The 14,746-nt window shown below is 66.3% G+C and carries 13 protein-coding genes; 8 read left to right on the top strand and 5 right to left on the bottom strand.

The window, feature by feature from the left end; translation table 11 throughout:
- Nucleotides 1–9: 9 nt before the first annotated feature.
- Complete coding sequence (locus tag D3H34_RS09260; protein ID WP_119553162.1) at nucleotides 10–1,419, top strand: DUF2130 domain-containing protein; 1,410 nt, start codon at nucleotides 10–12, stop codon at nucleotides 1,417–1,419.
- Nucleotides 1,420–1,445: 26 nt separating this feature from the next.
- On the opposite strand, the gene D3H34_RS09265 is transcribed toward D3H34_RS09260, so the two are convergent.
- Entirely contained in the window at nucleotides 1,446–1,967 is a 522-nt protein-coding gene (locus D3H34_RS09265) for an Lrp/AsnC family transcriptional regulator (RefSeq protein WP_119553163.1), read from the bottom strand.
- Nucleotides 1,968–2,059: 92 nt separating this feature from the next.
- Here D3H34_RS09265 and D3H34_RS09270 point away from each other — a divergent pair, with 92 nt between their 5' ends.
- Both D3H34_RS09270 and D3H34_RS09275 read left to right on the top strand, forming a co-directional pair.
- A complete protein-coding gene (locus D3H34_RS09270) occupies nucleotides 2,060–5,668 on the top strand; it encodes an indolepyruvate ferredoxin oxidoreductase family protein (protein ID WP_119553164.1) in 3,609 nt (1,202 codons plus the stop codon).
- A 62-nt stretch (nucleotides 5,669–5,730) separates the two neighbouring features.
- Nucleotides 5,731–6,087: a hypothetical protein gene (locus tag D3H34_RS09275; protein ID WP_119553165.1), complete on the top strand. Its 357-nt coding sequence runs from the start codon at nucleotides 5,731–5,733 to the stop codon at nucleotides 6,085–6,087.
- Nucleotides 6,088–6,106: 19 nt separating this feature from the next.
- Here the strand turns inward: D3H34_RS09275 and D3H34_RS09280 are convergent, their stop codons facing one another.
- From D3H34_RS09280 to D3H34_RS09290, 3 genes are all read right to left on the bottom strand, one after another.
- A complete protein-coding gene (locus D3H34_RS09280; RefSeq protein WP_205736701.1) occupies nucleotides 6,107–6,652 on the bottom strand; it encodes a hypothetical protein in 546 nt (181 codons plus the stop codon).
- A gap of 75 nt (nucleotides 6,653–6,727) precedes the next feature.
- Nucleotides 6,728–7,639, bottom strand: coding sequence for a pilin (locus tag D3H34_RS09285; RefSeq protein ID WP_167481157.1), 912 nt, complete (start codon nucleotides 7,637–7,639; stop codon nucleotides 6,728–6,730).
- 234 nt (nucleotides 7,640–7,873) lie between these two features.
- Nucleotides 7,874–8,824 carry a LysR family transcriptional regulator gene (locus tag D3H34_RS09290; protein ID WP_119553167.1) on the bottom strand — a complete coding sequence of 317 codons (951 nt, stop codon included), beginning with the start codon at nucleotides 8,822–8,824 and terminating at the stop codon, nucleotides 7,874–7,876.
- A gap of 127 nt (nucleotides 8,825–8,951) precedes the next feature.
- On the opposite strand from D3H34_RS09290, the gene D3H34_RS09295 reads away from it, so the two are divergent.
- The 5 genes from D3H34_RS09295 to D3H34_RS09315 all read left to right on the top strand — a co-directional run bounded on the left by D3H34_RS09295 (nucleotide 8,952) and on the right by D3H34_RS09315 (nucleotide 13,961).
- Nucleotides 8,952–10,196, top strand: a complete 1,245-nt coding sequence (locus D3H34_RS09295; RefSeq protein ID WP_119553168.1) for a metal-dependent hydrolase family protein — start codon at nucleotides 8,952–8,954, stop codon at nucleotides 10,194–10,196.
- A 68-nt stretch (nucleotides 10,197–10,264) separates the two neighbouring features.
- On the top strand, nucleotides 10,265–11,455 hold the full coding sequence (locus tag D3H34_RS09300; protein ID WP_119553169.1) for a M24 family metallopeptidase: 1,191 nt from the start codon (nucleotides 10,265–10,267) through the stop codon (nucleotides 11,453–11,455).
- A 66-nt stretch (nucleotides 11,456–11,521) separates the two neighbouring features.
- The gene (locus D3H34_RS09305) at nucleotides 11,522–12,496 is read left to right on the top strand and encodes a Bug family tripartite tricarboxylate transporter substrate binding protein (protein WP_119553274.1); all 975 of its coding nucleotides are present in this window, start codon (nucleotides 11,522–11,524) and stop codon (nucleotides 12,494–12,496) included.
- A gap of 5 nt (nucleotides 12,497–12,501) precedes the next feature.
- On the top strand, nucleotides 12,502–12,978 hold the full coding sequence (locus D3H34_RS09310) for a GAF domain-containing protein (RefSeq protein WP_119553170.1): 477 nt from the start codon (nucleotides 12,502–12,504) through the stop codon (nucleotides 12,976–12,978).
- Nucleotides 12,975–13,961 (top strand): Bug family tripartite tricarboxylate transporter substrate binding protein, encoded by a 987-nt coding sequence (locus tag D3H34_RS09315; RefSeq protein ID WP_119553171.1) that lies wholly within the window; start codon nucleotides 12,975–12,977, stop codon nucleotides 13,959–13,961. The genes D3H34_RS09310 and D3H34_RS09315 overlap by 4 nt, the downstream gene beginning before the upstream one ends.
- A gap of 87 nt (nucleotides 13,962–14,048) precedes the next feature.
- Here D3H34_RS09315 and D3H34_RS09320 read toward each other — a convergent pair whose 3' ends face one another.
- Nucleotides 14,049–14,606: a sigma-70 family RNA polymerase sigma factor gene (locus D3H34_RS09320; protein WP_119553172.1), complete on the bottom strand. Its 558-nt coding sequence runs from the start codon at nucleotides 14,604–14,606 to the stop codon at nucleotides 14,049–14,051.
- Nucleotides 14,607–14,746 lie beyond the last annotated feature (140 nt).

Below are 14,746 nucleotides of genomic sequence, written 5' to 3' on the forward strand. Positions count from 1 at the left end.
TCACCCACCATGCATGAAATCATCTGCCCACACTGTGGCAAGGCATTCAAGATCGACGAGGCCGGCTACGCGGACATCCTGAAGCAGGTTCGCGACGGCGATTTCGAGAAGCAGTTGCACGAGCGGCTCGAACTGGCCGAGCGGGACAAGCGCAACGCCGTCGAACTCGCTCAGGCAAAAGCCGCCGGCGAACTGCAGAAGGCTGCGGCAGCCAAGGACGGCGAGATTCAGGAACTCAAGGCGAAGCTCGAGGCCGGCGATGTCGCGCGGAAACTCGCGGTGAGCGAAGCTTTGAGCGCCGTGGAAAGGGAGCGCGATGCGCTCGCGAACGCGCTGGAAAAAGCGAAGCAGGACAAACAGGCGGCGGAAGAACTCGCAGAGGCGAGGCACGTGGGCGAACTGCAACGGGGTGCCGCTGCGAAGGATGCGGAGATCCAAGAGCTGAAGGCTAGGCTCGATGCGATCGAAGTGGCGAAAAAGCTCGCGATTGCCGAGGCGGTCAGCACTGTCGAGAAAGAGCGGGACCAGCTGAAGAGCGGTCTCGAACGCACGGAGCTCGAGAAGCAACTGGCCGAGAAGTCACTCAAGGACAAGTACGAGACGCAGATCAAGGACCGCGACGACGCGATCGAGCGCCTGCGGGACATGAAGGCGCGCCTCTCGACCAAGATGGTGGGCGAGACCCTGGAGCAGCACTGCGAGACCGAGTTCAATCGCATCCGGTCGATGGCGTTTCCGCGGGCCTATTTCGAGAAGGACAACGACGCGCGCACCGGCAGCAAGGGCGACTACATCTTTCGCGACACGGACGAGGCGGGCACCGAGATCGTCTCGATCATGTTCGAGATGAAGAACGAGAACGATCGCACCGCGACGAAGAACAAGAACGAGGATTTCCTGAAGGAACTCGACAAGGACCGCACCGAGAAGGGTTGCGAGTATGCGGTGCTGGTCTCGCTGCTCGAACCCGACAACGAGCTCTACAACGCCGGCATCGTCGATGTGTTCCATCGTTACCCGAAGATGTATGTCGTGCGGCCGCAGTTCTTCCTGCCCATCATCACGCTGCTGCGCAATGCGGCGATGAACTCGCTCAAGTACAAGTCGGAGCTGGCGCTGGTCAGGGCGCAGAACATCGACATCACGAAGTTCGAGACCGAGCTGGAGACCTTCAAGGCCGCTTTCGGCAGGAACTACGACCTGGCCCACGGGCATTTCCAGAAGGCGATCGCGGAGATCGACAAGTCGATCGACCACCTGCAGAAGACGAAGGATGCCCTGATGGGAACCGACCGGAACCTGCGGCTGGCGAACGACAAGGCGCAGGACGTGACGATCAAGAAGCTCACGCGCGGCAACCCGACGATGGCGGCCAAGTTTGCCGAACTCAAGAAGCCGGGGCTGTTCGACGCGGAATAGGTCCGGTGCCCGGTTTCGGGCTGTCTCTACGTCCGTCGCGTACCTGCCAGGCCGGCCTTCGCATCCAGCAGATGACTGAGCGGCAGCGCGGTCTCTGATTTGATCTCGCGCAGCACGATGCTCGAACGCACGTGTGTCACGCCGGGCAGGCTGAAGAGCACTTCGTGCAGGAAGCGCTCGTAGTGCTTCATGTCCGGCACGGTCACGTTGAGGATGTAGTCCGCGGGCCCGGTGGCCGACACGCAGCGAATGATCTGCGGACTCGCGGCCACGGCTTCTTCGAAGCGTTGCACCATCGCCTCGCTGTGCCGGTCGAGGTTCACCTCGGCCACGGCCGACACGTGCAGGCCCACCTGCTCGGGGTCGACGAGTGCGGTGTAGCCGCGGATGACGCCGGCGGCCTCCATGTCCTTGATGCGCTTCCAGCAGGGCGTGGGCGACAGGCCGACGGCCTCGGAAATCTGCTGCACGGTCTGCCGGCCGTCATGCTGCAGTGCAGAAAGAATCTTGAGGCAATGCTCGTCAAGAGAAATAGAACCGGCGTTCATCGTGGTTTTCGAGAGGATTCTTCTTCAAACAAGGGTCTGCGCCAGTGTATTGAAGAAACACTTACTTGGGGGGCGGCAGAACAATTCCGGGCATGAACGCCCCACGCCAAGCGGCCGCACTCAGACGGCCCGACTACCAGCTTTCCGACAACCTCTGGGCCGACACCGGCTCGGTCTTCATCACCGGCACGCAGGCGCTGATCCGCATCCTGGCGATGCAGGGCCAGCGCGATGCGGCACGCGGTTTGCACACGCAGGGCTTCATCAGCGGCTACCGCGGCTCGCCGCTCGGCATGGTCGACCAGGCCATCTGGAAGGCCGGCGAACGTTTCAAGAAGACCGGCATCCGCTTCGTGCCCGCCGTGAACGAGGAGCTTGCCGCCACGCAAGTGCTGGGCACGCAGCGCGTGGAGTCCGACCCCGAGCGCACCGTCGATGGCGTGTATGCCATGTGGTACGGCAAGGGCCCCGGCGTGGACCGCGCGGGCGATGCGCTCAAGCACGGCAACGCGTATGGCTCGTCGCCGCGCGGCGGCGTGCTGGTGGTGGCGGGCGACGATCACGGCTGCGTGTCGTCGTCGATGCCGCACCAGAGCGACCACGCCTTCATGGCTTGGCGCATGCCCGTGATGCAGCCCGCCAGCGTGGCCGAGTACCTGGAGTTCGGCCTGTACGGCTACGAGCTGTCGCGCTATTCGGGCGCGTGGGTCGGCATGGCGGCGCTGTCCGAAATCGTCGAGAGCGCGGGCACCGTGGACCTCGATGCGGTGAACGCGCGCGTGGCCGCCTGGGAAGACGCCGAGACCGTGCGCGCCGCCACCGGCCACGCCGCACCGCCCGACGGCCTGCACTACCGTTGGCCCGACCTGCCGTCGCTGCGCATCGAGTCGCGGCTGGAAGACAAGCTCACCGCCGTGGCCGCGTTCACGCAGCGCAACAGCATCGACCGCCACGTCATCGTGAGCCCGCACGCCAAGGTGGGCATCGTCACCTGCGGCAAGGCGCACCACGACCTGATGGAAGTGCTGCGCCGCCTGGAGCTTTCGCCTGAACAGCTCGCGCGCGCCGGTGTGCGGCTGTACAAAATCGGCCTGAGTTTTCCGGTGGAGCAGACACGCATCAAGGAATTCGCGCGCGGGCTCGACGAGATCCTCATCGTGGAAGAGAAGGGCGCGGTGGTCGAGACGCAGCTGCGCGACATCTTCTACAACGCGCCGCCCGATGCGCGCCCCGTGCTCGTGGGCAAGCACGACCGCGCCGGCCAGCCGCTGGTGTCGGCACTCGGCGAACTGCGGCCTTCGCGCCTCATCGAACTGGTCGCGCACTGGCTGGCCGTGCACTTCCCCGAGAACCACGATCTGGGCGATCACCTGCAGCATGTGCGCGACTTCACGCCGCCCGAGCTGCTGGGCAACGCGAGCGATGCCGTGAAGCGCCTGCCGTACTTCTGCGCCGGTTGCCCGCACAACACCAGCACCAAGGTGCCCGAGGGATCGACCGCTCGTGCGGGCATCGGCTGCCACTTCATGGCCAACTGGATGGACCGCAGCACGGCGGGCCTGATTCAGATGGGCGGGGAGGGCGTCGACTGGATCTCGCACGCCATGTTCACCAAGACGCCGCACGTGTTCCAGAACCTGGGCGACGGCACTTACTACCACTCGGGCTACCTCGCGATCCGCCAGGCGGTGGCGGCCAAGGCCACGCTCACCTACAAGATCCTGTTCAACGACGCGGTCGCGATGACCGGCGGCCAGCCGGTCGACGGCGTCATCAGCGTGGACGCGATCGCGCGGCAGGTGGAGTCGGAAGGCGTGACGAAGGTGGTGGTCGTGAGCGACGCCATCCACCAGTACGACGCCATCAAGAACCGCTTCCCGGCGGGCACCGAGTTCCACGACCGCGCCGCGCTCGACGAGGTGCAGCGCCGCCTGCGCGAGATGCCCGGCGTGACCGTGCTCATCTACGAGCAGACCTGCGCCGCCGAGAAGCGCCGCCGTCGCAAGAAGGGCGAGCTGGCCGATCCGCCCAAGCGCCTCTTCATCAACGAGGCCGTGTGCGAAGGCTGCGGCGACTGCACCGTGCAGAGCAACTGCGTGGCCGTGCTGCCGCACGAAACGCCGATGGGCCGCAAGCGCAAGATCGACCAGACCAGCTGCAACAAGGACTACTCCTGCGCCAAGGGCTTCTGCCCCAGCTTCGTGGGCGTCACCGGCGGCAAGCTGCGCCGCAAGAGCGGTGCGCTGGCGGCCGGGCGCGACGCCTTCCTGCACCGCGTGGCGGCGCTGTCGCATCCCGCGCCGCATGCATGGACTGGCCCCTACGACCTGCTGGTGACCGGCGTGGGCGGCACCGGCGTGGTGACGGTGGGCGCGGTCATTGCGATGGCAGCGCACCTGGAAGGCAAGTCGGCCAGCGTGCTCGATTTCATGGGCTTCGCGCAGAAGGGCGGCTCGGTGCTGAGCTTCGTGCGGCTGGCCGACACGCCCGAGCGCCTGAACCAGGTGCGCATCGACACGCAGCAGGCCGATGCCATCCTGGCGTGCGACGTGGTGGTGGGCGCTTCGGCCGACGCACTGCAGACCGTGCGGCACGGGCGCACGCGCGTGCTGGCGAACATTCACGAGATTCCGGTGGCCGAGTCGCTGCGCAACCCCGATGCCGACCTGCATGTGGACCTGCTGCTGGAGAAGATGCGTTTTGTCGCGGGTGAAGAACAGGTCGAGACCTTCGATGCGCAGAGCCTGGCGGAAGAGTTCCTGGGCGACACGCTGGCCGCGAACATCGTCGCGACCGGCTATGCGTGGCAGCGCGGCCTGGTGCCGCTGAGCCTGGAGGCGCTCATGCATGCGATCGAGCTCAACGGCGTGGCCGTGGCGGCCAACCAATCGGCGTTCTCGCTGGGGCGGTTGGCGGCTGGCAACCCGGAGGCGCTCGACCAGTTGCGCGCGGCACCGGTCGAGGCCGCGATGCACCAGTCCGACGATCGCCCGCTGGAAGCGCTGCTAGCCGATGCGCATCGCCACCTCACCGGCTATCAGAACGCCGCATGGGCGCAGCGCTTCGACAAGCGCATCCGCGCGCTGCAGGTCGCCGAGTCCGCACTGCCAGGCGGCGACGCGAGCCTGCCCTTCACGCGCAACGCGGCGCGCAGCCTGCTGAAGCTCATGAGCTACAAGGACGAGTACGAGGTCGCGCGCCTGTACACCGACGGCGCGTTCCTGCAGAAGCTGAAGGACCAGTTCGAAGGCGACCTGAAGCTCGAGTTCCATATGGCCCCGCCGCTGCTCTCGCGTCCCGCGCACGGGCAGGCACCGGCCAAGGTGCGCCTGGGCGGCTGGATGCTGCCGGCGATGAAATGGCTGGCCCACGGCAAGCGCCTGCGCGGTACGCCATTCGACCTGTTCGGCCACACGGCGGAGCGCCGGACCGAGCGCGCATTGATCGATCACTTCGACCGCCTGCTGCAGGAGATGGCCGCCGAGTTGACGCCCGGCAACCAGCCGACCGCCGCACGCATCGCGGCCCTGCCGCTGTCGGTGCGCGGCTTCGGCCATGTGAAGCTGGCGAACCTGGACGCAGCGCGCACCCGCGAGGCCGAGCTGCTGCACCGCTTTGCGCCGTCGCGCTACGCGAAGCCGGCGGACGCGTCCGGCGCAGGGCAGATCCGCGGCATCGCCATCGTGGCCGGCGCGCGGTAGGGGGCCCGGGCCGGATACGATCCGTGCCGGCCCTTCCCGCTATCGCCTGACGACACGAGGACATGCGCAACTTCGTCTACTACACCCTGATGCTCCTGCTCGGATACGCCTGGTACAGGTTCGGACAGAACCTGCTGAGCAAGGGGTACCGCGACGAGAAGGGCGAACTCACCCAGGGCATCGTGGGGCCTGTCGGGTTCCTGATGGCCGCCGGCGTGGCGTGCTATCTCTTCTTCGCCATGCTGCGTGCCCTGGTTCGAGGCGAGGTGCCCTGTGTCGGCAAGGGGTGCGGGGGGCAGGTCTACGCCCTGGCGGCTCATGCGAGCGAGTACTGGGCCAACATGTTCTTCTTGGCGTGGTGCGTGCTGGCCCTGGGCTATGCGATGTATGTGACGCTCAGGATCTGGTTCCGGGCCTAGGGCGCGAGTCTGTGAACCCTCAAGTGGGCGTCTCTTCTTGCACTTCCGATGGTCGATCTTCGCGGTCTACCAACCCGTTCACTGCAAGGATGAAGGTGCTGAGGGCTCGCGCCTTGAAGACCAGCAGACATCCCACGGCCAATTGCAGCACGCCTACCAAGCCATCAACGTGCCGCCAGTCATCCATGGTCGTCAGCGGCTGCCCGCTTGCAATCCAGAGAGCGCACAGCGACAAATAGCTTGCGACAGGCATCAGCCCGCGAAACGCGATGACCACGAGACCGAGAGCGATGCACGCAACCGGAACGACCTGAAGGATGGGCAACGTCATTCGTTCCTGGCCCGCAGTGCGCGGAAGAATCCGCTGGGCGATTGACATCGGCAGGCACCAGCTCACTAAGGCTGCCAAGAGGTACACGCCTGCGATCAGGTAGGGCACCCATGTCGGCGCGCCGGGCCCGCTTGACTTCAATGCCTGTGCGATGGCGTATGCCTGGAACGCCGAAACGGCCAGCCAGATCGAGAAAAGACGGCAAGCCAAACCTACGACCTGTTGTGGTGTCATTTTTGAGGGGGTGGATCAAGGGATGAAAGATCGTCAGCCATTCAGTGGCCCGGCGAGCAGGCCCGCCGGCCCGCACTAGCGACACTCCCGAGGCAGCAGATGCACGGGGATATCCTCTGACCTGCAGGTCCAGGTGACGACGCCATCGGCCGTGGCTTTGGGAATGAGGAGAAGGGAGCGCCCTGCAACTACGCTGGTGTTCATCACGACCGTGATGATGCCGCTGCGCGTATCCACCCGCATCTCTCGCACGTGGGGCGTCGGCGACGCTGAGAAATCCGCTTCTGCGAAGTCTCCTGGGATGCGGCGATTCCGGGCGTAGAAGCTTTCCACTGCCGAGCTGGCCGCCTTGGCTTGCACAAGAGCTTCGTGAAGCCTGGCACGTACCGTGTAGTCCTGATACGCGGGCAACGCTATCGCTGCCAGCATGCCTATGAGCGCGGGGACGAAGAGAACATAGAACAGCACCGCAACCACCTTGCTGGTACCGCCCTCTTTGCTCAGATAGGCCAGTTGCGTGCGCGCATCTGAGGATTCAGCGCGTGCCTGCTCGATGAGCTGGCGGCAACGTCGGTAGTAGATTCCATCCCCGAGCAGCGCGGGTACGACGAAGAGCAAGGCGAAAAATCCCAGACCGACCATCGCCGCCCAGTCGGCCCCAACCATCGGGACCAGCATCGCAGCCATGGCCAGGAGTACATACGGCGCGGCGAAGTACCCCAGGGCATGCCACCAAAGCTTGCGATAGAGCAGCCAGTAAACGGTCAGGAAAAATGCGGGCCAGTGCCAGCCGAGATGCGGACTGCTTGTCCGGTCGAAGGCCTTGAACTTGGCAACGTAATGACCCTGGTTGTGAGGGCCGATGGCAGCCGCGTACAGCGATGCCTGATCCACGGCGGCATTGCCAGTGGTGGAGCTTGGCGCCAATGCTTGCCAGTCGCTGGAACTGCCCAGTGTCGGCTCTATGCGCACGGCAAGCTCCCCCATGCATCCGGACTGCGGAAATTCTGTACATCCCGCAGTGCCTCCCTCCATGCCTCATCCATCTTGAGAACCTCCAGCCCGGAACCGGCTTTTTGCTCGGTGATCTTGTGTAGATGCCAGTTCGGAGTCGAATGTTACTAAATATGTTTTTGACCGTACATGGCGAATTCGGCGCGAAACGAAAAAACCTCGAACCTCACTCGCGAAGCAGTACTTGCGGTCCTCCGGGACCTGTCATCACCCCCAAGAGCGAGTCCGTGCAGTACGCGCAGCCGGCTCCCGCGCCAGCATCTCGACCACGAGGCCGATGAACCACTGGTGCAGCGCCGAGGTCTCGTGCCGCTCGTGCCAGACCAGTTCGACGGTGCGCGCCGGTGCTGCCAGCGGTGGCGCGACGCGCTTCAGGCCGGTCATGCGCATCGTCTCCAGGCCCTCGGACCAGGGCAGCACGGCGATCAGGTCGGAGCGGCGCACGGCCTCGTAGGCGGCCGTGTAGTGGCTCACCGTGCTGACCAGGTTGCGCTGCAGGCCGCGGCTTTGCAGCACGCGGTCGTAGATGCCGCCGACGCGGCCCGCCAGGCTCACGTCCAGGTGGCGTGCATTCAAGAATTTCTTCACGGGGATCTTGTCCAGCTTCGCCAGCGGATGGTCGTTGCGCATGAAGCAGGCGAAGTCCACTGCCCACAGCCGGCGTGAGCGCATGAAGCCGGGGCGTTGCACGTCGTCGTTGTAGGCGCCGATGGCGAAGTCGGCCCGGTTGTCGTCCAGCGACTGTCCGAAGTCCACCACCGTGCCGGGGTGGGTGTGCAGGCGCATGCCCGGCGCGAGTTCGCCGAGTCGCTCGAGCAGCCGGGGGGCGACGATGCAGGCCACGTAGTCGGTCATCGAGACCGTCAGGCGCGCATCGCTTTGCGATGCATCGAAGCTCTCGCCCTCGAGCGTGCCCCGGATGGTGCGCAGCGAACGGGCCAGCGGCGCCCACAGCTCCGTGGCGCGCCGGGTGGGGCGGATGCCCGCGCCGTTGCGCACGAACAGCGGATCGCCGTAGGTCTCGCGCAGCCGGCGCAGCGCATTGCTGACCGTGGGCTGCGTGAGCGAAAGCTTGGACGCGGCGCGCGTCACGTTGCCTTCGTTCATGAGGGCCTCGAAGACCTTCAGCAGGTTCAGGTCGGCGTTGCGGTAGTTCATGGGCAATGGGCCGAACCATTCATTGCATCAATGCATTGGATTCAGCATATAAATTTTTCGGAATTGTGACGCGATCCTACGATTCCAGCATTCCTCACCGCTCATGCCTCGAAACCCGGCAGACCCCATGACCCAGACTGTCCTCGTCAAGAACGCCCGCCTGCTCGATCCGCTGAAGCCTGAACTGCAGGACCGGCACGACATCCTGATCGAGGGCGACACCATCCGCGAGGTGTCCGACCGGCCGATCGTGGCGCGCGATGCGCGCGTCATCGACGCCGCCGGCAAGACCGTGATGCCCGGCCTGATCGACCTGCATGTGCACCTGGTGGCCGTCGACCTGAACCTGCAGCGCCAGGCGCTGATGCCCAACGTGCTGGTGACGCTGCGCAGCCTGCCGATCCTGCGCGGCATGTTGCGTCGCGGCTTCACGACCGTGCGCGACGCCGGTGGCGCAGGCGACGCGTTCAAGCAGGCGGTGCAGGCGGGATTGGCGCAGGGGCCGCGCCTGTTCGTCTCCGGCCGCGCGCTGAGCCAGACCGGCGGCCACGGCGACGGACGCGCGCGCTCCGACTACCTGATGGCCAACGCCGTATGCCCCAACTGTGCACGGGTGGGCATGCTCGCCCGCGTGGCGGACGGCGTGGATGCCGTGCGCAAGGCCGCGCGTGAAGAGCTGCAGATGGGCGCGGACCAGATCAAGATCATGGCCGGCGGTGGCGTGGCGTCGCCCACCGACCCGGTCGACGCCCTGGGCTATTGCGAGGACGAGATCCGCGCCATCGTCGCCGAAGCGGCAAGCCGCAACACCTACGTGCTGGCACATGCCTACACACCGGCGGCGATCGAACGCGCGGTGCGTTGCGGCGTGCGCACGATCGAGCACGGCAATCTGATCGACGCGCCGACCGCGGCACTGATGGCCGAACTCGGCGCCTATGTGGTGCCGACGCTGGTGACCTACGACGCACTTGCCAACGAAGGCGCGGCCCTGGGGCTGCCACCCGCCAGCGTGGCCAAGGTGGAAGACGTGCGCGGCGCGGGGCTGCGCTCGCTCGAGATCTATCGCTCGGCGGGCGTGAAGATGGGCTTCGGCTCCGACCTGCTGGGTGAATCGCACCGCTTGCAAAGCGACGAGTTCCGCCTGCGTGCGCAGGTGCTGTCGCCGGCCGAGGTGATCGCCAGTGCCACGGTGGTCGGTGCCGAAGTGCTGGGAATGAGCGATCGGCTCGGCCGGCTGATCCCGGGCGCATTGGCAGACCTGCTGCTGGTCGATGGCGATCCGATGCGCAGCGTCGATTGCCTGCTGGGGCAGGGCGAGCGCATTCCGCTGGTGATGAAGGCCGGCGTGGTGGCGTTCGACGCGCTGTAGCCCCTCCCGCGCTGTTCACAGACCTGCCGGATGCCTCCGGCTCCTTCGACTCCCTTCAAGGAAAAGACATGCCCAAGCTGACGCAAGCCGTCTGGCGGTATCGCCACGACAAGATGATCCGTTTGATGGACGAACTCGCCGTCGACGCGCTGGTGTTCACCACCGCGGATTTCTTCCAGTTCGCGACCAACTTCCATACCGACGTGCAGCCGTGGGAGCGACCGATCTTCGCGGTCGTGCCGCGCCAGGGCGAGGGGTTCCTGGTCATGAACGAGCTGTCCACGAACCACATGCGCTTTTCCATGGAAGCCCGCAAGGTGTGGATCACGGACGTGACGTTCTATGCCGAGCATCCGATGGTGCAGAACCGCCTGCCACTGGTGTCGCAGCTTCCCGAGGTCCTCGCCGAGCGCCTGAGCCGCGCCGGCCTGCGCCGCTCGCGCATCGCCCTGGATGCCGGCAGCGGCGTGATGGCGGCGGTGCAGCGCCTGCTGCCCGACCTGGGTGTGCGCGTTGCCACCGCGGAGCTGCGCAGCCTGCGCTGGCAGAAGCACGCCGAGGAACTCGCCGTCATGCAGGCCATGGCCGGGCTCACGGACTGGCTGCAGGACCGCTACCGTGAAGCCATCAAGCCCGGCCGCCTGGTGCAGGAGATGGACTGCGCCATGAGCAGCCTGTTCGTGCAGGAAGCCGCCGAGCGCTTTCCCGGCGAACAGTTCGAGGTCGTGCGCTGCTGGACGCTCAGCGGCCCGGCCTCGGCCTCGCCGCACGGCGATGGTGCTTCTTGCGGCGCGCGCATCCGCGAAGGCGACGTGCTGGTCAACATCGTGATCCCCCGGCTCAACGGGCTGACGATCGAGAACGAGCGCACCTGGTTCTGCGGGCGCCCCGACGACCAGAAGAAGGCGCTGTGGACGGCCGCGCGCGACGCGACCGAGGCGGCCATCGGTGCGGCCGTGACAGGCCGCCCCGTGTGCGCGATCGACGCCGCGGCCCAGGCCGTCATCGAGCGCGCCGGCTTCGCCGACTGCATCCGCCACCGCACGGGCCATGCCATCGGCATCGTGCACCACGAGTATCCGGAGGACATGGCTTTCAGCCAGCGCCCACTGCTGGACGACGAGGTCTATTCGGCCGAGCCCGGCCTGTATGTCTACGGCGTGGGTGGCTTTCGCATCGACGACACGGTCGTGGTGGGCGCCACGCCGCGCGTGCTCACGGCCACGCCCAAGTCGCTCGACTACGCCACCGTGGGTTGAGGCCGACGACCGAAGACCGAAGACCCACCGCACTTGCTTTCGCAACCCTCCGACCTCGACCTCACCATGACCCACCGTCGCCTCCTTCTTTCCGCGCTGGCCGTTGCAGCCTCGCTGCTCGCCGCGCCTGCGTTCGCGCAGGGGTTTCCTTCCAAGCCGATCAAGGTGGTGGTCCCGCAGCCCGCCGGCTCGGGGCCGGACACGCTGGCGCGCACGCTGGCCGACGTGCTCGCCAAGAGCCTGGGACAAAGTGTCGTGGTGGAGAACCGGCCGGGCGCGAACGGCACGCTGGCCGCGGCCTACACGCTTTCGCAGCCCGCCGACGGCTACACGCTGTTCCTGGCCGGCGTCTCGAACATGTCGTGGAACCCGCACCTGTACAAGTCGCTGGGGCACCAGCCGGCCCGCGACTTCACCGGCGTCGCCGTCATCGCCAACACGCCGTTCGTGACTGTCGTGGCGCCGGGCCTGGGCGTGAAGACGCTGCCGGAACTCGTCAAGATGGCCAAGGCCGATCCGAAGCGGCTCAGCTTCGCATCCGCCGGCATTGGCAACTCCACGCATCTCGCGAGCGAGTTGCTGAAGTCGCGCACCGGCATCCAGATGCAGCACGTGCCCATCAGCGGTGCCGGCGGCCCCAATGCCCTGACCAGCGTGATGGCGGGAGACACGCCGGTGATGACGACCGTCCCGGTCGGCGTCGTGCCGCTGGTCAAGAGCGGCAAGCTGGTGCCGCTGGCCGTCACCGGCGAGCGGCGGCTGCCGCAGCTGCCGGAGGTGCCCACGTTCAAGGAGCTGGGCATCGACATGGAGGTGCCCGGCTGGTACTCGCTGGTGACGCGCGCGGGTGCGCCCGGCGACGCGGTGGCGCGGCTCAATGCCGAGATCAACAAGGCCCTGGACACGCCCGAGATGAAGGAGCGCCTGGCCGGCCAGATGCTGACCGCCGTCAAGTCCACGCCGGCCGACGTCCTGAAGTTCACGCAGCGCGATTCGGCCGCCTGGGGGCCCATCATCGATCGGCTGGGCATTGCGCAGTAAGGGCGATGGACGCGCTGCTCTTGTCCGGGTCGGATGAGCCGGCTTCTTTCGAGGCCATGGACCACGCGCTGCGGCAGTCTCCGGGACACAGGCTGTTCACCGTCCTGGCGATCGACAGCAGTCTGGCCGCATGTCGGCGCCTGTACACGAGCGATCCGGTGGCCTATCCGTGCGGCGGAACCAAGCCCTTGCCGCACGACAGCGAGTTCTTTCGCGAGGTGGTGCAGGGCGGTCGCGCCCGCATCTGCGCCGACCAGGAGGCCTGCCGCCGCGCGTTTCCCGACCATGCGCTGATCGATTCGCTGGGCTGCCGGTCTGCCGTCAACGTGCCGATCCGGCACGGCGGCTGCACCCTCGGTTCCCTGAATCTCCTGCACGAGGCGCACTGGTACCGGCCCGACATGGTGCCCGCGTTGATGCGCTTCGCCGAACAGGCCGGCCCCTTGCTTCTTCAGTGCCGATACGTTGAGATGCCTTCATGACGATCCATCGCCGAACCTTCGTGCTGAATGCGGCTGCCTCCCTGTGCGCGGCGCCGCTCGCCACTGCGGCGCGTGCGACCGGCCCGGGCTACCCCAGCAAGCCGGTCACCATCGTGTTTCCCTACGCAGCCGGCGGTGCCACCGACGCCATGACGCGCCAGATCGCCGACATCCTCGCCAAGGCGCTCGGCCAGCCGGTCATCGTGGACGCGAAGCCGGGCGCGGGCGGGTCCATGGCGCTGCAGCAGGTGGTGCGCGCCAACGCGGACGGGCACACGCTGGTGCTCACGGCCAGCGGGACGATGGCCGTCAACCCCTACCTGTACGACCTGAAGTACAAGCCGGTGGACGACCTCGCGCCCATCACGATCCTGGTCGACATTCCCTTCGTGGTCGTGACGAGGCCGGACTTTCCCGCGCGCGACCTGCAGGCGTTCATCGCGCATGCCAGGGCGAATCCGGGAAAGATCTCGTTCGCGAATGCGGGCGTGGGCACGCAGGCCCACCTGACGCAGATGATGTTCATGAAGGAGGCCGGCATTTCGGCCAACGTCGTTCCCTACAAGGGCGGCACCGGCGCCATCGCCGACCTGCTGGGCGGGCACATCGACGCCATGATCGACAACGCCGCCGCGCAGGTCCCCAACGTGCAGGCCGGCAAGGTGCGCGCGCTGTTCGTCACGACACGGGCGCGCAGCGAGTCGCTGCCCGGCGTGCCCACGGCGCAGGAGGCGGGGCTGCCTGGCTTCGTGACTTCTGGATGGTTCGGCCTGGCTGCGCCCAAGGGCACGCCGCAGGCCATCATCGACAGGCTCAACACGGTGATCGTCCAGGGCATGGCCCGGCCTGAAACGCGCAAGAGGCTGATCGACGCGGGGTGGATGCCGATAGGGAGTTCACCTGGGGAGGCGGCGGATCGGGCCAGGTCGGATCTGGCGCGGTTCGGGCAGATCGCGCGGCAGATGGAATTAAAGAAAGACTGAAGGTTCGCGGGAGGCCGCGTCCTCGGTCCGGCCGCGTGGGTGTCTCACCCGTTCGTCGGCATTGCGTGCATGAAAGCACGAGCCCGCTCAATGCTGGGAGGAAGCCTCGCCCATGGTTTCGGAGAGCAATTTGAGCCCCCGGTGGATGCCGACCTTCACCGCCGCTGCGGACATGCCCAGCAGCCTGGCAGCCTCGGCGATCGACAGCCCCTCGAGCTTGACGTGGATGATCGGCAGGCGATAGCGCTCGGGGAGGTCTTTCAGGAGCACGAGAACATCGTTCTTCGCTTCATGCGCCTCCGTGGTCGATTCGGCAAAGAGCTCCCAGTCGTCGATCGGCACATGGCGCATTTCCCGGCTGGCCCGGGCGCGCAGGAGGTCGATCAGCTTGTAGCGCGCGATTCCGCTGGCCCACGCCGTTACCGGTTGGCTGGGCTGGTAGGTGTGGCGTTGGCTGTGCATGGCGAGGAGGCATTCCTGAACCAGGTCCTCGACATCGTCCGGCCATGCAAAAAGGCGCCTGCCGATGAACTTGCGCAAATGATCGGCCATCCGCTGCAGGAATTCCCGATACGCCACCGCGTCGCCATCCAGCGCCTGGATCAGCAGCGCATGCAGCACAGGCTCGGCTTCAACCGCACGCATCAGGGGCCTCGCTGCTCAGGACCACGACCGCCCTTGACTGCACAGGCTGCAGCCACCGAGAAAGAGCGAACACAAGGGCCTGAGACATTTTGGTTCACATACATTGTTTACATTTTTGTGATGCTAAAGTTCGCGACAAA

The organism is Acidovorax cavernicola (assembly GCF_003581445.1).